Genomic DNA, 22703 nt, shown 5'->3' on the forward strand with positions numbered 1-22703 from the left:
TAACGTGGGAGGGTGACTTCCACCCCAGGACAGAAGCCCGAGATCGAATTCCCGGACGGCCCGGCCCCGAGCGAACTGGTCGTCGAGGATCTGATCGTCGGTGACGGTGCGGAAGCGGTACCCGGCGGCAACGTCGAGGTGCACTACGTCGGCGTCGAATACGACACCGGTGAGGAATTCGACAGTTCGTGGAACCGCGGCCAGTCCATCGAGTTTCCCCTCCAGGGTCTGATCCAGGGCTGGCAGGACGGCATCCCCGGGATGCGGGTGGGCGGACGGCGCAAGCTGACCATCCCGCCGGCGGCGGCGTACGGCCCCGCCGGGGGCGGACACCGCCTCTCGGGTAAGACGCTGATCTTCGTCATCGATCTGCTCGCCGCGCGCTGACGCGCCCCGGTCATGGGTACCACTGAGGCCATGACCGCACGCACACCTTTCGCCCTCCTGGCCGCCGCCACACTGTTGGCCGCCGGCTGCGGCAGCGCCGAGCAGGCGACCGAGACGTCCACCGAGACGTCCACGTCCACCAGCACCGTGACCGCGACCAGCAGCGCACCGGTGGCCGCCCCGCCGACCACCTCGCTGACGTCGGTGATCCCCGGGGTCCCCGCCCCGGTGCTGGAGCCGTTCCTGCTGACGGTCACCGGCGACAACGTGACCGTCTCGGGCGACGTGGCCGATCAGCAGGCGCGCACCGCGGTGCAGAACGCGATCGTCGCCTCGGTCGGCCCGGATGCCCGGATCGCCGACACCATGACCGTCAACCCCGGGTCGGTGCCCTTCGACCCGGCCCAGGTGACCAAGGTGCTCGACACCGCCAAGCCGGTCGAGAACTTCGGGCTTCGACGTGACCCGGACAAGCTGACGCTCACCGGCACCGCGCCCACGCAGGCCGAGAAGGATGCCGTGGGGATCACCGCGAAGGGACTGTTCCCGGAGCTCACCCTGGTCAACGACATCGCCGTCGCACCCCCGCCCGGCCCGACCGGCTGAGTCGCCCAGCGGCTGCGGTAGATCAGCTCGGCCCCGGCAACCGCAGCAGCAGCCGCGCCCCGCCCAGCGGGCTGGCCTCCAGTGAGGCCGTGCCGCCGTGCAATTCGGCCTGCTGGGCCACCAGGGCCAGACCGAGACCCGAACCCGACTGGGAGGCCGTCGATCCGCGGGAGAACCGCTCGAACACCCGGACGCGTTCGGATTCGGGCACGCCGACGCCATCGTCGTCGATCGCGATCTCCACACCCGCCCGGGAGCTCACCGCCGACAGCTGCACCCGCGTCGCACCGCCGTGTTTGACCGCGTTGGCGATCGCGTTGTCCACCGCCAGCCGCAGACCGGCCGGCAGCCCCACGATGATGACCGTCGGCGCGGGCACCAGCGACACGTCGAGATCGGGGTACACGCGCATGGCGTCGTGGGCCGCGCGGTCGAGCAGTTCGGTGATGTCGACGGGAACGTGGTCGTCGGAGGTCGACAGCTCACCCTGGGCCAGCCGTTCGAGTGCACCGAGGGTCGCCTCGATCCGCGACTGCGTGCGGATGACGTCGCCCACCACTTCCTTGCGCTGGTCGTCGGCGAGGTCCAGGGTGGCCAGCACTTCGAGGTTGGTCCGCATGGCCGTCAGCGGGGTGCGCAGTTCGTGGGCCGACACCGAGGCGAAGTCGCGCGCCGAGGCCAGCGCGGCCTTGGTCCGGTCCTGTTCGGACCAGACGCGCTCGAGCAGACCCTTGACGGCTTCGGCGATCTCGACGGCCTCGGTGGCTCCACGGACCTCGACGTGCGGATCCTCGTCCCCGGTGTCGATCTGGCGGGTCTGCTGGGCGAGTCGTTTGAACGGGCGGACCGCGAACGCGGCCAGCAGCCAGCCTGCGACGGTGGCCGCACCGATGGCCAGCGAGCAGATGATGATGACGCGGCGGTGCAGGTTGTTCGTATCGGCGATGGTGGCGTCGTAGGTGGCGCCGACGGCCACCGACATCGGCTCGGGATAACGGATGTCGACCGTGCGCACCCGGTAGCGCACCCCGTCGACGTAGGTGTCGGCGTATCCGACGGGCAGCTGCGGCAGCACCACATCGGAGTTGGAGTTGACCTCGCCGTCACCGCGTCGCACGGTGATGATCGCGTCCCGGTCGTTGGGCGTCTTCGGGATGGTGTCCAGTCCGCGGGGCAGGAACGGGATCGCGAAACCCGCGGCCTCGTCGAGTCTGCGGTCGAGGCGCTCCTTGCGGTCCTGGGTGATGCCGACCCACACCACCGTGCCGACGATGCCGACCACGATGGCCGCGGCGATCGCCGTCGCGAAGGCCACCCTGGTCCGCAGTGACGGGGTGCGCCGGAAGATCCGCGACAGCGTGACCACTGCTACTGCGTCCGCAGCACGAAACCCACTCCACGCACGGTGTGCAGCAGGCGTGGCGCGCCGCCCGCCTCGAGCTTGCGGCGCAGGTATCCGATGAAGACGTCGACGACGTTGGTGTCGGCAGCGAAGTCATAACCCCACACCAGCTCGAGCAGCTGAGCGCGGGACAGCACGGCGGTCTTGTGCTCGGCCAGCACCGCGAGCAGGTCGAACTCCCGCTTGGTGAGGTCGACGTCGGCGCCGTTGACGCGGGCGCGCCGGCCGGGGATGTCCACCTCCAGCGGGCCTACCTGGATGGTCTCCGAGGAGAATGTGGCCGACGATCCGCGCCGGCGCAGCAGTGCCTTGACCCGGGCCACCAACTCCTGCAGTACGAATGGTTTGACCAGGTAGTCGTCGGCGCCGGCCTCCAACCCGGCCACCCGGTCGTCGACCGACGAGCGCGCCGAGAGCACACACACCGGCACGTCGTTGTCCATCGCGCGCAACGCGGTCACCACGCTCACCCCGTCGAGCACCGGCATGTTGATGTCCAGGACGATCGCATCCGGGCGGGTCTCGGTGGCGCTGCGCAGGGCCTCGGCGCCGTCGACGGCGGTGGAGACGTCGAACCCGGACAGCCGCAGTCCACGCTCGAGGGAGGCGAGCACGTCGGGGTCGTCGTCCACCACCAGCACCCGGGGTGATCCCACACCACTGTCCATGCCCGCAATCTTGCCTGATGGTCAACCGCTGAGCGGATAGGCGCGAGCAGCGGCCGAACCAAAGCTGTGAGTTCGGTGCGGACAGCTCGAGGGGCTCCCGCGGCGGTGCTAGCCTCTGACTCTTGTGTCCCCGGCCGCGCAGGCGCTGATCGTCGAACCCGACGACGGTCTGGAGCCCGTGCGGGAATTGATCGGTTCGGCCCGCGAATCGCTTCTGGTCAAACAGTTCACGTTCACCGACGAGACGTTGCTGGATGCGGTGCTCGAGCGGTATGCGGCCGGTGTCGCGGTGCGGGTGATGCTCAACCCCGCGCGCTCCGGCGGCGACCGGGCCAACGACGAGACCTACGAGCGGCTGCGGGCCGCCGGCGTGGATGTGCAGTGGACCAATCCGCAGTTCTACGTCACCCACGAGAAGTCGGTGGTGGTGGACGGCCGCGCCGCACTCGTCGCCACCTTCAACCTGTGCACCAAGTACTTCACCCGCACGCGCGACTACGGATTGATCACCTGTGACCCCGATCAGGTGGCCCAGATCGCCGAGGTGTTCGAGGCGGATTGGAGCCACGGTGACTGGGTGCCCAGTGCGGACCACGGCCTGCTGTGGAGCAACTCGAACTCGCGCCGGCAGATGGCTCACTTCATCGACGGCGCCCGCGACCGCCTCGACGTGCAACACCCCAAGTATGTCGACGCGGTGATCCTCGAGCACCTGGCAGCCGCCGCCGACCGCGGCGTCAAGGTCCACGTGCTGTGCGGCGGCCGGCACGGAATCAGCGAATGGGATGTGCTCGACACCTTCGCCACCCTGCGACTGCTGCGCCGCTTCGGGGTGAAGGTGCACAAGATGAAGAACCACCGGGTGCACGCGAAGCTCCTGATCGCCGACGGGTCCCGGGCCCTGCTGGGCTCCATGAACATCGACCGCAGCGCCTTTGATCTGCGCCGCGAACTCGGCGTCACCACCGACGATCCCGCTGTCGTCGCGCGCCTGCAGCAGGTGTTCGACGAGGACTGGGCGCAGTCGCACAGCTACCATCCGCCCGATCCGCTGGACCCCACGCAACACCACGAGGACGACGCGCACGAGTTCCACGCCGACGCCACGCTCGTGCATGAGTGAGTCCGCCGCACCCGTACCGAAGGTGTCGCTGCTCCAACTCGCCCTGACGTTCAACCACATCGCGCTGGCGTCGTTCGGTGGCGGGCTGTCGGCGTGGTCGCGTCAGGTGCTCGTCGTCGACAAGCGCTGGCTCGACGAGGAGGAGTTCCTCTCGGCGCTGACCATGTGCCGGATTCTGCCCGGCGCCAACCAGGTCAACCTGGCGGTGTACGTGGGCACCAAGATGGCCGGCCTGCTCGGGGTGCTCGCCGCGCTGGTCGGCCTGTGCCTGCTGCCATTGGTGTTCGTCCTCACGATGGCCTACGTGTACTTCCGCTTCAAAGAGGTGCCCGCCGTCCAGGGAGTGCTGCACGGTGCGTCCGCGGCCGCCGTGGCCCTCACGGTGGCGATGGTCATCCAGACCGGGCGCAAGGCGCTCGTCGGTGTGGTGCCGGTCCTGCTGTTCGCCGGCGCTTTCGCGCTCAATGGCCTGCTGCGCTGGCCGCTCCTGCTCACCCTGGCCGTCCTCGCGCCGATCAGCCTGTTCTGGGCCTGGCCGCGCAAGGCCTCGGCGTGAGCACGTACCTGCAGATCGCGGCGCTGTTCGGCTCGCTGTCGCTGCTGTCGATCGGCGGCGGCAACACCGTGCTGCCCGATATGCACCGGCAGGCGGTGAACCGCGAACACTGGCTCACCGACGGCCAGTTCGCCGACGTCTTCTCGATCTCCCAGGCCGCCCCGGGGCCCAGCATCCTGATCGTGGCGCTGGTCGGATACGGCGCCGGCCTGCACGTCGGCGGGGTGCCCGGGGCGATCGTCGGCGGTGTCGTCGCCACGGTCGCGATGATCCTGCCCGCCGCCACGCTGGTCTTCGCGCTCGCCCAGGTCTGGCAGAAGGCCCAGCGATCCCGGCTCAGATTCGCCGTCGAGAAGGGATTCCCGCCGTTGACGGTGGGGCTGATCCTGGCCAGCTCGCTGGTCATGAGCCGCGCGGCCGACCACGACTGGCGGGCCTATCTGCTCACCGGTCTGTGCACACTGGTGTTCGTGTTCACCAAGATCAATCCGTTGATCGTGGTCGCCGCGGCCGGCGTGGTCGGCTACTTCGGCATCATCTGACGCGTTCGGGGACCGGATCGCTACCGGCGGTGGAGGTGCCCCCGAGCCGGGACACTTCAGCGCGCAACTGACCGATCTCCGCCAGCAGCGTTTCGACGTGCGAGGTCGTGACGGCATCCGAATCCGCATCCTCGTCGGCCACCCGCTGCACGATCCAGGACGCCAGCGTCGCGGTGATCGAGCCGACCAGGCTGATGCCGCCGATCATCAACAGCACCGCGATCACCCGGCCGGTGGTGGTGACCGGGGTCAGGTCGCCGTACCCGACGGTGGTGATGGTGGTGACCGACCACCACAGCGCCTGTCCGAAGTTCGTGATCTGCGCGTCGGGCTGGCCGCGTTCGCTGTCCAGGACGGCCAGCGATGCGACGAACACCAGCAGCAGTGCGCCGGACACGGTGTAGAGCACCACCCGGCCGCGGATGGCGTGGCCAGCCGCCCGTTGCAGTACGGCGATCAGGGTGACCAGTCGCAGCAACCGCAACGGGCGCAGCACCGGCAGTACGACGATCGCCAGATCGAACAGGTGCCGATAGAACCACCGCCACCGATTCGGGGCCAGGATCAGTCGGCCCAGGTAGTCCAACACGAACAGCACCCAGGCGGTGGCCGTGATCACGCCCACCGCGACGGCGGCCGCACCCTGTGGGCGGGCCAGCACCTCGACGGCGTAGCTGGCGAGGAAGGCGACCGCGACCGCTGCCAACGGCCACTCCGTGCGGCGTTCCCAAGTCTCCAGATCGGCGCGTGCTCTCCTCACGGTGTTGTTGTCTACCCGCCTCGGCGGTCGCCGAACCGGCCCGGGGAACAATTGACCTCGACATTTGTTGAGGTTTTACGGTGAACTCCATGAACATCGAAACGGTTGCGCGTCAGACGCTGTACCGCCAGGCGCATGCGCGCGGTGGCGATCTGCGCTCGCTGGCCGACCGTGCGCTGCTGCGGCGCATCTGGCGGTTCGCCGCGCGCCACCACCGCAGGCTCGGGGTGTTCGTCGCGGTCAGCGTGCTCAGCGCGGCCCTGGCCGTCGCCACGCCCGTGCTGGCTGGGCGGGTGGTCGACCAGATCACCGGCGGCGGCGCACCCACCGTGGTGATCGGCCTGGCCGCGGTGATCGCCGCCGTGGCCATCGCCGAGGCCGCGGTCGCACTGCTCACCCGCTGGCTGTCCTCGACGATCGGCGAGGGTCTGATCCTCGATCTGCGCACCGCGGTGTTCGACCATGTGCAGCGCATGCCGGTCGCGTTCTTCACCCGGACGCGCACCGGCGCCCTGGTCAGCCGCCTCGGCAACGACGTACTCGGGGCGCAGCGCGCGTTCTCCGACACCCTGTCCGGCGTGGTGTCCAATCTGGTGACCCTGACCCTGACGCTGGCCGTGATGCTGGCGATCTCGTGGCAGATCACCCTGGTCTCGCTGGTGTTGGTGCCGCTGTTCGTGGTTCCGGCCCGCCGGATCGGCAGCCGGATGGCAGACCTGTCGCGGGAGAGCGCGATGCACAACGCGACGATGAACACGCAGATGACCGAACGGTTCTCCGCCCCGGGGGCGACCCTGGTGAAGCTGTTCGGCAGGCCGGCCGAGGAGTCCCGCGAGTTCGCGGCACGGGCGGGCCGGGTCCGCGACATCGGGGTGCGCTCGTCGATGCTGCAGTCGACCTTCATGAACTCGTTGACCCTGATGTCGGCGCTGGCGCTGGCGCTGGTCTACGGCCTCGGCGGCGTCCTGGCCATCGGTGGCACCCTGCAGGCCGGGGCCATCGTCTCGCTGGCCCTGCTGCTGACCCGCCTCTACGCGCCGCTGACCGCGTTGGCCAACGCCCGGGTGGAGATCGCCAGTGCCCTGGTGTCCTTCGAGCGGGTCTTCGAGGTGCTCGACCTGGTGCCCTTGATCCAGGAGAAGCCGGGCGCGGTGGCCATCCCCGACGGCCCGGTCGCCGTCGAATTCGATGCGGTCCGCTTCGCCTATCCGTCGGCTGACCGGGTGTCGCTGGCCTCGCTCGAGGAGGTCGCGGAACTCTCCGACACCGACACCCGCGCGGGTGAAGAGGTGCTGCACGGCATCTCGTTCGTCGCCGAGCCCGGTCAGATGGTCGCCCTGGTCGGGTCGTCGGGGGCCGGGAAGTCGACGATCGCCGCGCTGCTGGCCCGTCTCTACGACGTCTCGTCCGGCGCAGTGCGGCTGGCAGGCACCGACGTGCGCGACGTGACGTTCGAGTCGATGCGCGACACCGTCGGGATGGTCACCCAGGACGGGCACCTGTTTCACGAGTCGATCCGGGCCAACCTCACGTTGGCCGCACCGGATGCGACCGACGAGCAGCTGTGGGAGGCGTTGCGGCGGGCCCGCCTGGCCGACGTCATCGCCGCCATGCCCGATGGGCTGGACACCATTGTCGGTGAGCGCGGATACCGTCTGTCCGGCGGGCAACGGCAACGGCTGACCATCGCCCGCCTGCTGTTGGGGCGGTCACGGGTGGTGGTGCTCGACGAGGCGACGGCGTCGCTGGACTCCGAGTCCGAGGCGGCGGTGCAGCAGGCTCTCGGCGAGGCGCTCGCCGGGCGGACCTCTCTGGTGATCGCTCACCGGCTGTCCACCGTTCGGGCCGCCGACGTGATCCTGGTCGTCGAAGGGGGACGCATCGTCGAGCGGGGTACCCACGAGGAACTGCTCGAGCGGCGCGGCCGGTATGCCGAGCTGTACCGCACCCAGTTCGGCCGACAGCCGGCTGCGCGGCGATCCCGGTCGCCGCACGACGTTATTCGCTTGCCGCGAATGGGAAGATTGACTAAGTGACAGCCTCCGACACCCCGGCGCCCGCGATCGGCGCTGCCCGATCGCGCGCATGGGCCGGCGCCGATCTGTGGCGGATGCTGCCGTATCTGATGCCTTACCGGGTCCGTTGGATCGCGATGATCACCGTCGCGATCGCCAGCCTGGGGGCCACCATCAGCATCCCGCTGATGACCAAGGCCGTCATCGATGGTCCGGTGCGCCACCAGGACCAGCACGGCCTCTGGTTGCTCGGGGCCGCGGCCATGGGCGTCGGCGTCACCGAGGCGGTGCTGTGGTTCATCCGCCGCTGGTTGGTGTCCCGGGCGACGATGGGCGTCGAGGCCGATATCCGCAAGGACCTCTACGCGCGGCTGCAGATCCTGCCGATGAGCTTCCACGGTCGCTGGCAGTCCGGTCAGCTGCTGTCGAGGGTGATGAACGACCTGTCGACGATCCGCCGGTTCATGTCGTTCGGCCTGGTGTTCCTGATCCTCAACGGTCTGCAGATCATCGTCGTCACGGCGATCCTGTTGGCGATGTACTGGCCGCTGGGCGTGGTGGTGCTGGCCTCGATCGTGCCGATCACCCTGACGGTGCTGCACTTCCAGCGTGAGTACACCCGGTTGTCGCGACTGGCGCAGGACCAGTCCGGCCATGTCGCCACCCATGTCGAGGAGTCGGCGCTGGGTTTGCGGGTGGTCAAATCGTTCGGCCGCGAGGACTACGTCTACGACCGGTTCGATCGCCAGCTCACCGATCTCTACGACACGCAGGTCGACCGGGTCTCGGTGTCGGCGAAGTTCTGGACGCTGCTCGAGATCATCCCGAACCTGACCCTGATCGTGGTGCTCGGCTTCGGTGCCTACGCCGCGGGCCACGGCTCCGTCACGATGGGCACGCTCGTCGCGTTCATCACGATGATGCTGTCGCTGGTGTGGCCGATCGCCTCGCTGGGCTTCCTGCTGTCGATGACGCAGGAGTCGTTCACCGCGGCCAACCGGATCGCCGAGATCTTCGACGCCCCACGTGACATCGAAGATGGTCCGGAGCACGACCCCCCGCGCGGCGGCCGGCTCGAACTCGTCGACGTCGGCTTCCGGTTCCCCGACAGCGAGGACTGGGCTCTTCGGCACGTCGATCTGACCGTCGAGCCGGGGGAGACGATCGCGCTGGTCGGTGCCACCGGATCGGGCAAGTCGGTGCTCGCGTCGCTGCTGTCGCGGCTCTACGACGTCACCGAGGGGTCCATCCGGATCGACGGGCGCGACATCCGCGAACTGTCGCTGCCCGCCCTGCGTGAGGCGGTCGCGACGGCGTTCGAGGATCCGACGCTGTTCTCGATGTCGGTGGCGGAGAACCTGCGGCTCGGCCGGCCGGATGCCTCCGACGCGCAGCTCGCCGAGGCCGTCGACGTCGCGGCCGCCCACTTCGTCTACGACCTGCCGTTCGGTCTGGACACCCGTATCGGCGAGCAGGGCATGAGCCTGTCCGGCGGTCAGCGGCAACGGCTTTCCCTGGCCCGGGCGATTCTGGCCCGGCCTCGCATCCTGGTGCTCGACGACACGCTGTCGGCGCTGGACGTCCACACCGAGGCGAAAGTCGAGGAGGCGCTACGCCGGGTGCTGCACTCGGTCACCGGCATCGTCGTGGCGCACCGGGCGTCGACGGTGCTGCTGGCAGACCGGGTGGCCCTGCTCGACAGGGTTGACTCTTCTGGGGCAACCGTCACCCACGTCGGCACCCACACCCAGCTGCTCGCCGATGTGCCCGCCTACCGGTATCTGCTGGCCGCCGACGACGAGGTCGACGACTCCGAACACGCCTGCGAATGGGAGGACGCCGACCGACGCGAACGCCTCGAACACGCCTTCACCGCGCACGAGGCGGCCGAACAGGCCAGCGCGGACCCGCGTTTCGTGACCTCGGAGGCCGACGGCCGATGACCCAGGATCACCCGCCGACGGACTGGCGCGGCCGGATCCGCGACGAGCAGGACGACCTGCCGATCGACGAGACCGTCCCGCGTCGCCGCGAGGCCCGCGCGCTGCTGGGTTCCCTGCTTCGCCCCTACCGGATGACCCTGTTGCTGCTGGCGCTGGTCGTGGTGGCGGAGAACGCCGCGCGGCTGTCGGTGCCGCTGCTGGTGCAGCGCGGCATCGACCACGGCATCCCCCCGCTGCTCGACGGTGGGCCGGCGCGCGAGCTCATGCTGATCGTCGGCGCGCTGTGTGGTGTGGTGCTGGTGCAGGCGTTGAGCCGGATGTTCTTCCTGCGCCGCTCGGGTCGGATCGGGCAGAAAGTGCTGCTCGAATTGCGGCGCCGGGTGTTCCGGCATTTCCAGCGCCTCGACATCGCCTTCCACGACCGCTACACCTCCGGGCGGGTGGTCAGCCGGTCGACCAACGATGTCGAAGCCATCCAGGACATGCTCGAAACGGGCTTCGACAGCCTGATCACGGCGGTGCTCACCCTGGTCGGCACCGCGATCCTGCTGGTCACCCTGGACGTCAAGCTCGGCCTGATGTGTCTGGCGGCGTTTCCGATCCTGGTGGCGCTGGTCTGGTGGTTCCGCAACGAGTCGGCCAAGACCTACCGCCGGGTCCGGGAGAGCGCTGCGCTGGTGATCGTCCAGTTCGTCGAGACGATGACCGGAATCAAGGCGGTCCAGGCCTATCGGCGCGAACCGCGCAACCAGGAGATCTTCGCCGATATCGCCGACCGCTACCGCGTCGACAACGAGCGCACGTTCCGGCTGCTGGCGATCTTCATGCCGGGTGTGAAGCTGGTCGGCAACATCACCACCGGCGTGGTGCTGCTCTACGGCGGCTACCGGGTGCTGCACGGCGAGATGACGATCGGCACCCTGACCGCGTTCCTGCTGTACCTGCGGATGTTCTTCGAACCGATGCAGGAGATCTCGCAGTTCTTCAACACCTTCCAGTCGGCGTCCTCGGCGCTGGAGAAACTGGCCGGTGTGCTGGCCGAGAAGCCGGGCATCGAGGACCCGCGGCGACCGGTGGCGCTGACCTCGGTGCGCGGTGAAATCGCGTTCACGGACGTGACGTTCGGCTACTCACCGGACCGCCCCGTGCTGCCGGGGCTGACCCTGGAGGTCCCGGCCGGGCAGACGGTCGCGCTGGTCGGCACCACGGGCGCGGGCAAGACCACGATCGCCAAGCTGATCGCCCGCTTCTACGATCCCACGTCGGGGTCGGTCAGCCTCGATGGCACGGATCTGCGGCAGCTGTCGCAGAGCGAACTGCGCCGCCACGTCGTGATGGTGACCCAGGAGAACTTCATGTTCGACGGCACCGTGGCCGACAACATCCGGTTCGGTAAGCCCGAGGCCACTGACGAGGAGGTCCGCGCCGCCGCGGCGGCCGTCGGGGCGGACCGCTTCATCGATGCGCTGCCCGAGGGTTTCGCCACCGACGTCGCCAAACGCGGCGGCCGGCTCTCGGCGGGGCAGCGTCAGCTCATCGCGTTCGCCCGGGCGTTCCTCGCCGATCCCGCGGTGTTGATTCTCGACGAGGCGACCTCTTCGCTGGACATCCCGAGTGAGCGGATGGTGCAGCGCGCCTTGGAGACGGTGCTCTCGGACCGGACGGCGCTGGTGATCGCCCATCGGCTCTCGACGGTCGAGATCGCCGACCGGGTGCTGGTTCTCGAGAACGGCCGCATCGTCGAGGACGGTGCGCCGGCCGACCTGATCGGCCAGGGCGGCGGCCACTACGCCGCGTTGCACGAGGCCTGGCAGCACTCGCTGGCCTGACGGCGACGCCGGTGCGGTTCACGCCTCGGCGAGCAGCGCCTCGAGCTTGTCGTTGATCGCCGGCAGCTGGGAGGTCATCATCGAGATGATCTTCTCCCGCGCGCGGGGGCTCACCCCGGCCGACACGTGGTGCAGCGCGTTGAGCCGCGCTGCGTCGACCCACGCCATCATGTCCGGGTCGGCGAACCAGGCCAGCTGATTGCGGTTGAACGCCAGCATCATCCGCAGCCAGTCCGCCGGCTCGTGCGGGTAGGGGACGGGTCCGCACAGCGCGTTGCGGGTGTCGTCGTCGGGGTAGGCCGCTGCCACGTGCGCGATCACCGCCGCGCTGAACGCGGGCTGGCAGGTGCGCACGGTCTGCAGCGAGATGTGTTCGCCGTCGAAGACGGTCGTCGGTGGCTTGCGACTCAAACCGTCTGCGCTGCAGTCGATGTAAAGGGCATCCTCGGCGACCTCCGCGATTCCGTGGTCGAGCGTGAGGCGACCTGGTTCGATCGTCTGCACATGGCCCAGTCGCACCACGTTCCGGATGCGCCGCAACTGGTCGAGTTCGGCCTGCGACAGGATCGCGCACCGGTACATCGTGGGTTCGACGGAGGTGTCGATGCGTTGCAGACACCCCTTGGCCTCCAGGCGCACGAACAGGTCCGCGAACGACTCGGCCTCCCGCACGGCGGCGATCTGACCGGCGAAATCGGCCAGCGCCCGCTTGGCGAACTGCGCTCCGGGCTGGATCGTGGCTCGGTCCATCACCCACGAGTCGCGCGGCTTGATCCACGTGATCCGCTGGGGCGCAACACGGTGGCGCAGCAGCCACAGTCCCACGTCCATCGCCGTCTTACCGGCGCCGACGATGACGTAATGGTCCCGGCCGGCGCGCAGTCGGGGCAGGTCGTTGGGCGGTACGCAGTCCACGCCCGGCGCCACCGCGTAGGACGGCGTGCGCATCGACGGCACCACGATCTCGACGTGGCTGGTGACGACGCGCCGGGCACGTACCTCGAGGTCGTCCCCGGCATAGCTGCGGACGCGGCCGTCACCGAGGTATTCGCTCATCGGCAGATAGGTGAGCCGGCCCGACGGCAGCAGGTGCTGGCGCAGGACCGCGTCGAAGTAGGCGCACACCTCTGCGCCGCTGGCCAGCTCGTGGAAGCCGGCGTTGAGACCCTCCGCGTCGATCGCCCCGCTGCCCAGCACACGTGAGTTCACCCCGTAGTACGCCGACGGTTGGTGCAGCCGCACATAGGGATAGGCGGTCGTCCAGTGCCCACCGGGCTGATCGTTGCGATCGACGATCGCCACCGTCGCGTCGCTCTCGGCGATCAAGGTGTCGGCGAACGCCATGCCCATGGCGCCCGCGCCGACGATCAGGTAGTCGACGTCGATCATCAGCGAACGGTGTCGAAGAAGGCTCGCACATCGTCGACGAACAGGTCGGGTTGTTCGAGCGCCGCGAAATGTCCGCCGCGGGGCATGTCGGTCCAATGGGTGATGTGGTAGCTCCCCTCGCACCAGGGTCGCGGCATCCGCAGGATCTCTTTGGGGAACGCCGCGACGCCGGTGGGCAACTCCACCTTCGCAGCGGTGCGGAAGCCGCTGAAGCTCTCCCAGTACAGCCGCGCCGACGACGCGCCCGAGGCCGTCAGCCAGTACAGCATCACGTTGTCGAGCATGGTGTCCCGGTCGACGGCGTTCTCGGGGTGACCGTCGCAGTCCGTCCAGGCCCAGAACTTCTCGACGATCCAGGCCAGCTGAGCCACCGGGGAGTCGACCAGCCCGTAGCCCAGCGTCTGCGGCCGGGTCGACTGCTGTTTGGAATATCCGGTGCCCCACTTCTGGTGCTCGGCCATCGCGGCCAGTGCCCGCTGCTCCTGTTCGCTCGGATCGGACAGGTTCTCCGGCGGCCGGCCGATGGGCATGTTGGTGTGGATGGCGACGCAATGCCCGACGTCGATGCCGATCTGACGGGTCACCGCCGAACCCCAGTCGCCGCCTTGGGCGCCGTAGCGGTGGTAGCCCAGCCGCACCATCAGCGCATCCCAGGCGGTGGCGATCTTCTCGATGCCCCAGCCGGCACTCACCGGCTTCCCGGAGAAGCCGTAGCCGGGCAGCGACGGACACACCACATCGAAGCCGGCCGCGGTGAGCGGTTCGATCACTTCGGCGAACTCGACCACCGACCCCGGCCAGCCGTGGGTGATCAGCAGGGGAAACGCGTCGGCCTGCGAGGAGCGCTGATGGATGAAGTGGATGTCCAGGCCGTCGAGTTCGGTGGTGAAGTGGTCGAAGCGGTTCAGCGCGGCTTCGCGGGACCGCCAGTCGTAATCGCGGGCCCAGTAGTCGGCGAGCTCACGGGTGTAGGCCAGCGGGATGCCCTGGCTCCAGTCGGCGACGGTTTCCGCCTCCGGCCAGCGGGTGTGGGCCAGCCGCTGCTGCAGGTCGGTCAGGGCCTCGTCGGGAATGTCGATGCGAAACGGTGTGACTGCGGACACGCTCCGATCCTTGCACGGTCCGCGGAGCTCGCCTGCGGGGTGGCGGCGACCGGGTGTGACGTAGATCATAGCGGGCATGCGCACCAACACCGATGCCTACCGGGCGGCCCGGGATCAGCTGGCGGCCGTGATCGCCGACTACGACAGGGCCGTCGAGACCTTCAGCTGGCCGACGCTGACCGGGTCGTTCAACTGGGCGTCCGACTGGTTCGACGTCGTCGCCCGCGAGCCCGCCAACCGCGACCGGCTTGCGCTCTGGATCGTCGAGGAGGACGGCGGCGAGCAGCGCTTCAGCTTCGCCGAGATGGCGGATCGCTCCGATCGCGTCGCGACCTGGTTGGCGCATCTCGGCGTCGGCAAGGGTGACCGGGTCCTTGTGATGCTCGGCAACCAGGTCGAGCTGTGGGAGTCCATGCTCGCGATCGCCAAGCTGGGTGCGGTCATCATGCCCACCACCGGCGCGCTCGGACCCGCCGACCTCGCCGACCGGATCGCGCGGGGCGGTGCGGGCCACGTCATCGCCGACGCCGCCGACGCGCCGAAGTTCGACGAGGTCGCCGGCGACTACACCCGCATCGTCGTCGGCGATCAGGCCGGCGGTGCGTCCGAGGGCTGGCACACCTACGCCGACGCCTATGACATCGTGTCCGCAGCGCCGTTCCCCGCGCGCACGACGGTGGACGATCCGATGCTGATCTATTTCACCTCCGGCACGACGAGCAAGCCGAAGCTGGTCGAACACTCACAGGTCAGCTATCCGGTGGGACATCTGAGCACCATGGCGTGGATCGGCGTGCGACCGGGTGACGTACACCTGGCCATCAGTTCGCCGGGGTGGGCCAAACACGCGTGGAGTTGCTTCTTCGCGCCGTGGATCGCCGAGGCGACGATCTTCGTCTACAACTACCGCCGCTTCGACGCCGCCGCGCTGCTGCGGCAACTCGACCGCGCCGGGGTCAACACCTTCTGTGCTCCGCCGACGGTGTGGCGCATGCTGATTCAGAGCGATCTGGGCGCGAGACCCGAAGGGCTGCGCGAGATCCTCGGTGCGGGCGAGCCGCTGAACCCCGACGTCATCGCGCAGGTCGAGAAGGCGTGGGGGCTGACGATCCGCGACGGGTTCGGCCAGACCGAGACCACGCTGCAGATCGGCAACACCCCGGGGGCGCCGGTCAAGGCAGGTTCGATGGGCCGGCCGATGCCGGGTGTGCCGGTCGTGCTGGTCGACCCGCTCACCGGTGTGCCCGCCGAAGAGGGGGAGATCTGCCTCGACCTGAGCCGGGATCCGCTGAACCTGATGACCGGATATCTCGACGACCCGGTCCGCAACCGGACCGTCACCGAGGGCGGTTACTACCACACCGGAGACGTGGCCCGGCGCGACCGGGACGGCTTCATCACTTACATCGGCCGCACCGACGACGTGTTCAAATCCTCCGATTACAAGGTGTCACCGTTCGAACTGGAGAGTGTGCTGATCGAACATCCCGCGGTGGTCGAAGCGGCCGTGGTGCCTCAGCCCGACGACACCCGGCTGGCGGTGCCGAAGGCCTACATCGCCCTGGCCGCCGGCTGGACAGCCGACGCCGAGACCGCCACCGCCATCTTCGAATACGCCCGTGATCATCTCGCGCCGTATCTGAAGGTGCGCCGCATCGAATTCCACGAACTGCCCAAGACGATCTCGGGGAAGATCCGTCGCGTCGAACTGCGCAGGCGCGAGGAACGGGCCGCGGGCACGCCCATCCCCACCGAATACCGCTACGAGGACCTGGTGACCAAGTGATCTCCCATGACGCCGGCCCGACCGATGTCCCGATCATCGAGGACACCATCGGCGCGAACTTCGAACGCACCGTTGCCGCGCACCCCGACACCGACGCCCTGGTCGAGGTCGGTACCGGAAGACGCTGGACCTACGCCGAGCTCGACGACGAGATCGACTGCATCGCAAAAGGATTGATGGCACTGGGCGTGCAGCGGGGCGATCGCGTCGGTATCTGGGCGCCCAACTGCGCGGAGTGGACCGTCGTGCAGTACGCGACGGCGAAGATCGGCGCGATCCTGGTGAACATCAACCCGGCCTACCGCACGCACGAATTGGCCTACGTGCTCGGGCAGTCGGGCGTGCGGACGCTGATCTCGGCGACGACGTTCAAGACGTCGGACTACGCGTCGATGGTGCAGGAGGTGCGTCCGCGCTGTGATGCCCTGCGTGAGCTGGTGTTCCTGGGGACCGACGACTGGTCGGCGCTGCAACGCGGAGGCGAGGCGGTGAGCACCGCGCAATTGCAGGATCGTATGGCGCAGTTGGACAATCGCGATCCGATCAACATCCAGTACACGTCGGGCACCACGGGTTTTCCGAAGGGTGCGACGCTGTCGCACCGCAACATCCTCAACAACGGGTTCTTCACCACCGAGATGATCGCGCTGGGTCCGCAGGACCGGCTGTGCATCCCGGTGCCGTTCTACCACTGCTTCGGCATGGTGATGGGCAACCTCGGCTGCACCACGCACGGCACCACGATGGTGATTCCCGCGCCCGGCTTCGACCCGGGGCTGACGCTGGCCGCGATCGAGAAGGAAAGGTGCACCGGCGTCTACGGGGTGCCCACGATGTTCATCGCGATGCTCGGTCACCCCGACTTCGCGGCCACGGACCTGTCGACGCTGCGCACGGGCATCATGGCCGGTTCGGTGTGTCCGGTGGAGGTGATGAAGCGCTGCGTCCACGCGATGAACATGACGCAGGTGTCGATCGCCTACGGGATGACCGAAACCTCGTGTCAGACCCTCATCGACGACGACATGGACCGGCGTACGTCGACGATCGGGCGGGCGCATCCCCATCTCGAGGTGAAGGTCATCGATCCGGGGACCGGTGACACCCTCGACCGTGGCGAGCCCGGCGAACTGTGCACCCGTGGGTATTCGGTGATGTTGGGATATTGGCGCGACGACGAGAAGACGGCGCAGGCGATCGACGCCGAGGGCTGGATGCACACCGGCGACCTCGCGGTGATGCGGGAGGACGGTTACTGCAACGTCGTCGGCCGGATCAAGGACCTGATCATCCGCGGCGGCGAGAACATCTATCCGCGCGAGGTCGAGGAATTCCTCTACACCCATCCCGACATCGAGGACGCCCAGGTGGTGGGCGTGCCCGACGAGAAGTACGGGGAAGAGATCTGCGCCTGGATCCGGATGCGGCCGGGTCGTGCGCCGCTGACCGCCGACACGTTGCGGGCCTTCGCCGCCGGGAAGCTCGCGCATTACAAGATCCCCCGCTATGTGCACGTCGTCGACGAGTTCCCCATGACCGTCACCGGCAAGGTGCGCAAGGTCGAAATGCGGGAACGCAGCGTAGAACTGTTCACCCCGACGCTGCGGTGAATTCCCGCCGGTGATTGCGTTGCCGACCGCCGGTCGCCCTGTCAGGATTGATCGATGTCAGCGGCGCTCGGGCGACGGCTCTACGCGGCACTGGCCGGGTGCTCTGCCGTGGTGCACGCCGCACTGCTCGGACACCTGGGCGGTGCGCTGGCGACCGCGTTGCTCACCGCGATGATCGCCGGCTGCCTGTGGTGCGCCTGGCATCTGTGGCGGCGCGAGACGCTCGCCGCGTGGCTGACGGTGGCACTGATGAGTCTGGCGATGCTGGCCGTGCATGCCCCGATGCCGACGCATCACCACGCCGAGGCGGCGGGGACGCCGGCCGTCCCGGCGCTGATGGGGGTGGCGATGACGCTGGCGGTCGTGGAGGTGGTGCTCGCCGCCGGGGTGTTGTATCTGCGCACCCGCCACCACGCCGGGCTGCTCACCGGTAGACCAGGCCACTGAGCTGCCAGGCCAGCCGCCGGGGCACGGCCGGTAGCCGGCCGGCGATGCGGATCGCGTTGTTGCGCAACGGTCGCCATGCGCTGGGCACGGTGGCGAGCCGGGTGAGCCGATCGGTCATGGTGACGACATCGGTGGCGATCGGCCGGCGGGCTCGGCTGTAGTCGTCGAGCAGGGAATCCGAGCCGCCGGCCAGCACCGCGGCCAGCGCGTCGCCGAGGGCGATCGCGTCCTGGATGCCGAGATTCATCCCCTGCCCGCCGGCGGGGCTATGGACATGGGCGGCGTCGCCGGCGAGCAGGACACGGCCGGTCCGGAAGGTGGTGGCGACCCGGTGCTGCACCCGGAACCGCGAACCCCACACCACCTCGCCGACCCGGATCCGCCCCGCCCCGAGACCGCGCACGTCGAGGAGTTCCTGGACGAACTCCGCCGACGGATGTTCGGGCGCCTGGGCCACCGGCGCGACGATGCGGTGTACTCCGCCGGGTAGCGGTGCGACGACGGTCAATCCGGACCGGGCCCAGAACAGGATCACCTCGTCGTCGGGCGCATCGCCGGCCAGGCGCACGTCGGCGAGCGCGAACGACTCGTCGTAGTGGCCGCCGGGGAAGGCGATACCCGCGGCCGTCCGCACGGTGCTGTGGGTACCGTCGGCGCCGACCAGGTACCGCGCACTCAGGGCGTCGCCGTCGGTGAACTCGCCGACCACGCCGTCGGGATGGGGTCGGACGGCCGCCAGCGTCCTGGGCCGCAGGACCTGTCCACCGAGCTCGGTCAGCCGTCGGGCGAGGACGGCCTCGGTGGTCGACTGGGGAACCATCAGACTGAACGGATAGACCGTCGGCAGCCGCGCGAAATCCACCTCGATCAGCGTCGTCGTGCTGTCGCGGATGGTGAAGCGAGGCGCCCGGATGCCGCTGCCCACCAGGGGTTCCGCCACCTTCAGCTGTTCGAGGACCTCCAGGCTGCGGGCATTGACGACCGCGGCGCGCGAGGTGTTCGTCCCCTCGGGCTGCCGGTCGACCACCACGACCGCGATGCCGCGTTGGACGAGGCTCGCGGCCAGGGTCAGGCCGGTGGGTCCGGCCCCGACCACCAGGACATCGACATCGCTCATGGTGCCTCCTCTGGCTTATGCCAACGCTTGTTGGCACAAGGCCATGCTGCGCGCGTCGCGCGGCTATGTCAACACTTGTTGGCCTACAGTTGTTGGCATGAGACGTTCCTCGGCCGATACCAAAGAGGTGATCCTCGCCGCGGCCCGCGAGCGGTTCGCCACCTGCGGGTACGAGCGATCGACCATCCGCGCCATCGCGGCCGACGCGCGCATCGATCCGTCCATGGTGATGCGCTATTTCGGCAGCAAGGAGGGGCTGTTCGCGGCCGCGGCGCGCTTCGATCTGGAACTGCCCGATCTCGGCGGGGCCGACTCCGGTCTGCTCGGGCGCCGGCTGGTCGGCCATTTCGTGCAACGGTGGGAGCGCGACGAGGCACTCGTCGTACTGTTGCGCGCGGCGGCCACCAACGCCGAGGCCGCGCAACGGATGAGCGACATCTTCACCACGCAGCTGCTGCCGGTCGTGGCGGCGGCCGGGGAGGCGGACACCGAGGTGGATGCCGGAACCAGAGCCGGGCTCGTCGCCACCCAGATGCTGGGCCTGGCCCTGTGTCGGTACGTGCTGCGGCTGCCGCCGGTGGTCGCTCTGACCCGGGCGCAGCTCGAAGACTGGCTGGGCCCGACGATCCAGCGGTATCTCGACACGCCGTGATCGATCGCACGAATGTTCGACATCGTGCATAGTGCCGGGCCGCAGCGGGCATAGGAGTGCCATGAGCGAACAACCAGCCGCGGCTCCGCAGGAGAATCCGCAGAAAGACCAGTCCGAATGGGTCACCGGTGACGAGCCGATGACCGGACCACAGCGCAGCTATCTGCAGACGCTGGCCCGCGAGGCCAACGAGGAGCTGTCCGAGACCATGACCAAGGCCGAGGCCTCGGCCATGATCGACCGGCTGCAGGATCAGACCGGACGGGGGCAGGGATGACGATCGGGGCCGACCACGTCCGCCGACTGCTCGGTGCGGACGGCGAAGCCACCCTGATCATGATCGAGGGTCGCGCCGAGGTGGTCACCGAGGGCGACCTGCGGTCGGATCGGTATCAGGGCGCGCTCGAGGTGATCTCCCGCGACGAACTGCTCAAACGCACCGGCGGCGCCGACCTGTCCGATCGCGACGTCGAGGAGCAGGCCGCCGCACTCAACACCGCGGTCGACGAACTCGGCGGGTGATCCGGCTCAGTCGGGCAGCCCGATGCGGCGGTAACGGTCGAGCCGTCGCGCCAGCCGCGCCCCGGCAGACATCGAGCGCAACCCGGCCAGCTCGGCGGCGATCGTCGCCGCCAGCCTCGTGGTGAACTGGAGCGGTTCGTCGGCGGCGTCGGGATGTTCGCCGACGATGGTGTCCACGATGCCGCGCCGCAGCAGGTCGACCGAGCGGATGCCTTGTGCGACCGCCAATTCCGCTGCATGGTCGAGGTCGCGGTAGACGATGGCGCTGGCGCCCTCCGGCGGCAGTGGGGCCAGCCAGCCGTGCAGGGCGGCCAGCACCCGGTCGGCGGGCACCATGGCCAGCGCCGGGCCGCCGGAACCCTGGCCGAGCAGCACCGACACGGTCGGGGTGTCGAGGGTGACCAGCTCGGCGAGACAGCGGGCGATCTCGCCGGCCAGCCCGCCTTCCTCGGCCTCGGCGGTCAACGCCGGCCCCGCCGTGTCGATGACCAGCACCAGCGGTAGCTGCAGACCGGCGGCCAGCGCCATACCGCGGCGCGCCTCACGCAGCGCGGCGGGGCCCACCATCCCTCCCACCAGACGCTGCTGACCGAGCACCACGGCCGGCTGACCGCCGAAGCGGGCCAGCGCCAGCAGCGTCGTGGCGGCTTCGCCCTGGTCGGTGCCCGACAGCAGTACCCGGTCGGTGGTGCCGTGCCGTAGCAGATAGCCGATGCCCGGCCGGTCCGGACGCCGCGACGCCTGCACCGAATCCCATGCGGGCACGTCCTCGAGCGGTTCGGGCGCCGGTGGCTGCGGCGGATCGTCGGGTGGGTCGGCCACCACCGTCAACGCTCGGTGCAGCGTGGCGCGCAGCAGCGGCAGCGGCACCACACCGTCGATGACGCCGTGGCGGTACAGGTTCTCCGCGGTCTGGACTCCCGCCGGGAAGGGCTCGCCGTAGAGATGCTCGTAGACCCGCGGACCCAGGAATCCGATCAGCGCGCCCGGCTCGGCGGCGGTGAGGTGGCCGAGGGAACCCCAGGACGCGAACACCCCGCCGGTGGTCGGATGGCGCAGATACACCAGATACGGCAACCGGGCCCGCTTGTGCAGTTCGACCGCAGCGGCGATCTTGACCATCTGCAGGAAGGCGACCGTACCCTCCTGCATCCGCGTGCCACCCGAACTCGGCGACGCCACCAGCGGCAACCGCTCGGCGGTGGCCCGCTGCACCGCCGCGGTGATGCGTTCGGCGGCGGCCACCCCGATCGAGCCCGCCAGGAAATCGAACTCGCAGACCAGCACCGCGACCCGCCGGCCGAAGACGCGGCCCTCACCGGTCAATACCGATTCGTCCAGACCGGTCGCCTCGGCGGCAGCGGCGAGTTCGGCCCGGTAGGAGTCGGAGGCGGCCACGGCCAGCGGTGGCGCATCCCAGCTGCGGAAGGAGCCGGGGTCGAGCACCGTGTCGCGGAGCTGCTGGGCACTGATCCGGCTCATCTCAGCAAGGCTAGTTAGGCTGGCCGCCATGATTGGAGTGACCCGTGACGGCCACGTACTGACGATCGAGATGCAGCGGGCCGAGCGCCGCAATGCGCTCAACAGCGAACTGGTCGACAGCCTGCGCGAGACCATCGAGAAGTCCGCCTCTGAGGATGTCCGCGCCATCGTGCTGACCGGTCAGGGCCACGTGTTCAGCTCGGGTGCCGATCTGTCCGGTGGTCAGGGCGTCGCCGACGAGCTGCCCGACAAGGCCAGAGCGCTGAACTTCGCCATCGACAAGGCGCCGGTTCCGGTCATCGGCGCCATCAACGGCCCGGCGATCGGCGCCGGGGTCATCCTCTCGATGATCTGCGATCTTCGGGTCGTCGCCCCGGAGGCCTACTTCCAGTTTCCCGTCGCGAAATACGGTATCGCGCTGGATAATTGGAGCATCCGCCGGTTGACGTCACTGGTCGGCGCCGGCCGGGCCAGGGGTATGCTGCTGGCCGCCGAGCGGCTCACGGCCGACGTCGCCCTGCAGACCGGAATGGCCAACCGGATCGGCACGCTGGCCGATGCGCAGGCCTGGGCCCAGGAGATCGCCGGATACGCGCCGCTGGCCTTGCAGCACGCCAAACGCGTGCTCAACGACGACGGCGCCTACGAGGAGCCGTGGCCGGCCCACACCGAATTGTTCGACCGGGCCTGGGCCAGTCAGGACATCATCGAGGCGCAGGTGGCCCGCATCGAGAAGCGACCGCCACGTTTCCAGGGGGCCTGAG

At 69.0% G+C, this 22703-nt stretch carries 22 protein-coding genes; 15 read left to right on the top strand and 7 right to left on the bottom strand.

The annotated features are described in order from the left end of the window. Nucleotides 1-12: 12 nt before the first annotated feature. Both ACN27E_RS22425 and ACN27E_RS22430 read left to right on the top strand, forming a co-directional pair. A complete protein-coding gene (locus ACN27E_RS22425) occupies nucleotides 13-387 on the top strand; it encodes an FKBP-type peptidyl-prolyl cis-trans isomerase (RefSeq protein WP_422744824.1) in 375 nt (124 codons plus the stop codon). Between the two features lie 30 nt (nucleotides 388-417). After that, the gene (locus ACN27E_RS22430; RefSeq protein ID WP_422744826.1) at nucleotides 418-993 is read left to right on the top strand and encodes a hypothetical protein; all 576 of its coding nucleotides are present in this window, start codon (nucleotides 418-420) and stop codon (nucleotides 991-993) included. A gap of 22 nt (nucleotides 994-1015) precedes the next feature. Here ACN27E_RS22430 and ACN27E_RS22435 read toward each other — a convergent pair whose 3' ends face one another. Together ACN27E_RS22435 and prrA are read right to left on the bottom strand one after the other, a co-directional pair. Beyond that, a complete protein-coding gene (locus ACN27E_RS22435; protein ID WP_422744827.1) occupies nucleotides 1016-2359 on the bottom strand; it encodes a sensor histidine kinase in 1344 nt (447 codons plus the stop codon). A gap of 2 nt (nucleotides 2360-2361) precedes the next feature. After that, nucleotides 2362-3072: a two-component system response regulator PrrA gene (prrA, locus tag ACN27E_RS22440; protein WP_209305827.1), complete on the bottom strand. Its 711-nt coding sequence runs from the start codon at nucleotides 3070-3072 to the stop codon at nucleotides 2362-2364. Between the two features lie 115 nt (nucleotides 3073-3187). Between prrA and ACN27E_RS22445 the strand changes: the two genes are divergently transcribed. Genes ACN27E_RS22445 through ACN27E_RS22455 form a run of 3 tightly spaced genes read left to right on the top strand, consistent with a single transcriptional unit; the run spans nucleotide 3188 to nucleotide 5284 of the window. Further along, on the top strand, nucleotides 3188-4186 hold the full coding sequence (locus tag ACN27E_RS22445; protein ID WP_422744829.1) for a phospholipase D-like domain-containing protein: 999 nt from the start codon (nucleotides 3188-3190) through the stop codon (nucleotides 4184-4186). After that, nucleotides 4179-4742: a chromate transporter gene (locus ACN27E_RS22450; protein ID WP_422744830.1), complete on the top strand. Its 564-nt coding sequence runs from the start codon at nucleotides 4179-4181 to the stop codon at nucleotides 4740-4742. The genes ACN27E_RS22445 and ACN27E_RS22450 overlap by 8 nt, the downstream gene beginning before the upstream one ends. Beyond that, on the top strand, nucleotides 4739-5284 hold the full coding sequence (locus ACN27E_RS22455; protein WP_422744832.1) for a chromate transporter: 546 nt from the start codon (nucleotides 4739-4741) through the stop codon (nucleotides 5282-5284). Before ACN27E_RS22450 ends, ACN27E_RS22455 begins: the two co-directional genes overlap by 4 nt. Here ACN27E_RS22455 and ACN27E_RS22460 read toward each other — a convergent pair. Further along, on the bottom strand, nucleotides 5277-6044 hold the full coding sequence (locus ACN27E_RS22460; protein WP_422744834.1) for a potassium channel family protein: 768 nt from the start codon (nucleotides 6042-6044) through the stop codon (nucleotides 5277-5279). The two genes, ACN27E_RS22455 and ACN27E_RS22460, sit on opposite strands and share 8 nt — an antisense overlap. A gap of 89 nt (nucleotides 6045-6133) precedes the next feature. Here ACN27E_RS22460 and ACN27E_RS22465 point away from each other — a divergent pair, with 89 nt between their 5' ends. From ACN27E_RS22465 to ACN27E_RS22475, 3 genes are read left to right on the top strand one after another with little or no spacing between them, the layout of a single operon-like run. Then, nucleotides 6134-8080, top strand: a complete 1947-nt coding sequence (locus ACN27E_RS22465) for an ABC transporter ATP-binding protein (RefSeq protein WP_422744835.1) — start codon at nucleotides 6134-6136, stop codon at nucleotides 8078-8080. Next, nucleotides 8077-10002, top strand: coding sequence for an ABC transporter ATP-binding protein (locus ACN27E_RS22470; protein ID WP_422744836.1), 1926 nt, complete (start codon nucleotides 8077-8079; stop codon nucleotides 10000-10002). The genes ACN27E_RS22465 and ACN27E_RS22470 overlap by 4 nt, the downstream gene beginning before the upstream one ends. Next, nucleotides 9999-11831, top strand: coding sequence for an ABC transporter ATP-binding protein (locus ACN27E_RS22475; RefSeq protein WP_422744838.1), 1833 nt, complete (start codon nucleotides 9999-10001; stop codon nucleotides 11829-11831). Before ACN27E_RS22470 ends, ACN27E_RS22475 begins: the two co-directional genes overlap by 4 nt. Nucleotides 11832-11849: 18 nt before the next feature. Here the strand turns inward: ACN27E_RS22475 and ACN27E_RS22480 are convergent, their stop codons facing one another. Together ACN27E_RS22480 and ACN27E_RS22485 are read right to left on the bottom strand one after the other, a co-directional pair. Continuing rightward, nucleotides 11850-13220 carry an NAD(P)-binding protein gene (locus tag ACN27E_RS22480; RefSeq protein ID WP_422744840.1) on the bottom strand — a complete coding sequence of 457 codons (1371 nt, stop codon included), beginning with the start codon at nucleotides 13218-13220 and terminating at the stop codon, nucleotides 11850-11852. After that, nucleotides 13220-14323, bottom strand: coding sequence for an epoxide hydrolase family protein (locus ACN27E_RS22485; RefSeq protein WP_422744842.1), 1104 nt, complete (start codon nucleotides 14321-14323; stop codon nucleotides 13220-13222). The genes ACN27E_RS22480 and ACN27E_RS22485 overlap by 1 nt, the downstream gene beginning before the upstream one ends. A gap of 76 nt (nucleotides 14324-14399) precedes the next feature. Here ACN27E_RS22485 and ACN27E_RS22490 point away from each other — a divergent pair, with 76 nt between their 5' ends. From ACN27E_RS22490 to ACN27E_RS22500, 3 genes are read left to right on the top strand one after another with little or no spacing between them, the layout of a single operon-like run. Beyond that, the gene (locus ACN27E_RS22490) at nucleotides 14400-16109 is read left to right on the top strand and encodes an AMP-binding protein (protein ID WP_422744844.1); all 1710 of its coding nucleotides are present in this window, start codon (nucleotides 14400-14402) and stop codon (nucleotides 16107-16109) included. Further along, a complete protein-coding gene (locus ACN27E_RS22495) occupies nucleotides 16106-17719 on the top strand; it encodes an AMP-binding protein (protein ID WP_422744845.1) in 1614 nt (537 codons plus the stop codon). Before ACN27E_RS22490 ends, ACN27E_RS22495 begins: the two co-directional genes overlap by 4 nt. Nucleotides 17720-17773: 54 nt before the next feature. Beyond that, nucleotides 17774-18166 (top strand): hypothetical protein, encoded by a 393-nt coding sequence (locus ACN27E_RS22500; protein WP_422744847.1) that lies wholly within the window; start codon nucleotides 17774-17776, stop codon nucleotides 18164-18166. Here ACN27E_RS22500 and ACN27E_RS22505 read toward each other — a convergent pair. Beyond that, a complete protein-coding gene (locus tag ACN27E_RS22505) occupies nucleotides 18144-19283 on the bottom strand; it encodes an FAD-dependent oxidoreductase (RefSeq protein ID WP_422744848.1) in 1140 nt (379 codons plus the stop codon). The two genes, ACN27E_RS22500 and ACN27E_RS22505, sit on opposite strands and share 23 nt — an antisense overlap. Before the next feature lie 97 nt (nucleotides 19284-19380). Here ACN27E_RS22505 and ACN27E_RS22510 point away from each other — a divergent pair, with 97 nt between their 5' ends. The 3 genes from ACN27E_RS22510 to ACN27E_RS22520 all read left to right on the top strand — a co-directional run bounded on the left by ACN27E_RS22510 (nucleotide 19381) and on the right by ACN27E_RS22520 (nucleotide 20457). Beyond that, nucleotides 19381-19935, top strand: coding sequence for a TetR family transcriptional regulator (locus ACN27E_RS22510; protein ID WP_422744849.1), 555 nt, complete (start codon nucleotides 19381-19383; stop codon nucleotides 19933-19935). Between the two features lie 61 nt (nucleotides 19936-19996). After that, complete coding sequence (locus ACN27E_RS22515; RefSeq protein WP_422744851.1) at nucleotides 19997-20212, top strand: DUF3072 domain-containing protein; 216 nt, start codon at nucleotides 19997-19999, stop codon at nucleotides 20210-20212. Beyond that, the gene (locus tag ACN27E_RS22520) at nucleotides 20209-20457 is read left to right on the top strand and encodes a hypothetical protein (RefSeq protein WP_422744852.1); all 249 of its coding nucleotides are present in this window, start codon (nucleotides 20209-20211) and stop codon (nucleotides 20455-20457) included. Before ACN27E_RS22515 ends, ACN27E_RS22520 begins: the two co-directional genes overlap by 4 nt. Before the next feature lie 6 nt (nucleotides 20458-20463). Here ACN27E_RS22520 and ACN27E_RS22525 read toward each other — a convergent pair whose 3' ends face one another. Then, on the bottom strand, nucleotides 20464-21939 hold the full coding sequence (locus ACN27E_RS22525; RefSeq protein ID WP_422744853.1) for a carboxyl transferase domain-containing protein: 1476 nt from the start codon (nucleotides 21937-21939) through the stop codon (nucleotides 20464-20466). Between the two features lie 28 nt (nucleotides 21940-21967). Here ACN27E_RS22525 and ACN27E_RS22530 point away from each other — a divergent pair, with 28 nt between their 5' ends. Beyond that, complete coding sequence (locus tag ACN27E_RS22530) at nucleotides 21968-22702, top strand: enoyl-CoA hydratase (RefSeq protein ID WP_422744854.1); 735 nt, start codon at nucleotides 21968-21970, stop codon at nucleotides 22700-22702. Nucleotide 22703 lies beyond the last annotated feature (1 nt).

Origin of the sequence: Mycobacterium sp. WMMD1722, from assembly GCF_049315205.1 — a bacterium.
Classification (GTDB): Bacteria; Actinomycetota; Actinomycetes; order Mycobacteriales; family Mycobacteriaceae; genus Mycobacterium.

Coding starts and splice junctions, on each gene's coding strand:
- ACN27E_RS22500 (WP_422744847.1), top strand. CDS start 17,774: ATGTCAGCGGCGCTCGGGCGACGGCTCTACGCGGCACTGGCCGGGTGC.
- ACN27E_RS22525 (WP_422744853.1), bottom strand. CDS start 21,939: ATGAGCCGGATCAGTGCCCAGCAGCTCCGCGACACGGTGCTCGACCCC.
- ACN27E_RS22505 (WP_422744848.1), bottom strand. CDS start 19,283: ATGAGCGATGTCGATGTCCTGGTGGTCGGGGCCGGACCCACCGGCCTG.
- ACN27E_RS22520 (WP_422744852.1), top strand. CDS start 20,209: ATGACGATCGGGGCCGACCACGTCCGCCGACTGCTCGGTGCGGACGGC.
- ACN27E_RS22510 (WP_422744849.1), top strand. CDS start 19,381: ATGAGACGTTCCTCGGCCGATACCAAAGAGGTGATCCTCGCCGCGGCC.
- ACN27E_RS22530 (WP_422744854.1), top strand. CDS start 21,968: ATGATTGGAGTGACCCGTGACGGCCACGTACTGACGATCGAGATGCAG.
- ACN27E_RS22490 (WP_422744844.1), top strand. CDS start 14,400: ATGCGCACCAACACCGATGCCTACCGGGCGGCCCGGGATCAGCTGGCG.
- ACN27E_RS22480 (WP_422744840.1), bottom strand. CDS start 13,220: ATGATCGACGTCGACTACCTGATCGTCGGCGCGGGCGCCATGGGCATG.
- ACN27E_RS22450 (WP_422744830.1), top strand. CDS start 4,179: ATGAGTGAGTCCGCCGCACCCGTACCGAAGGTGTCGCTGCTCCAACTC.
- ACN27E_RS22430 (WP_422744826.1), top strand. CDS start 418: ATGACCGCACGCACACCTTTCGCCCTCCTGGCCGCCGCCACACTGTTG.
- ACN27E_RS22515 (WP_422744851.1), top strand. CDS start 19,997: ATGAGCGAACAACCAGCCGCGGCTCCGCAGGAGAATCCGCAGAAAGAC.
- ACN27E_RS22465 (WP_422744835.1), top strand. CDS start 6,134: ATGAACATCGAAACGGTTGCGCGTCAGACGCTGTACCGCCAGGCGCAT.
- ACN27E_RS22475 (WP_422744838.1), top strand. CDS start 9,999: ATGACCCAGGATCACCCGCCGACGGACTGGCGCGGCCGGATCCGCGAC.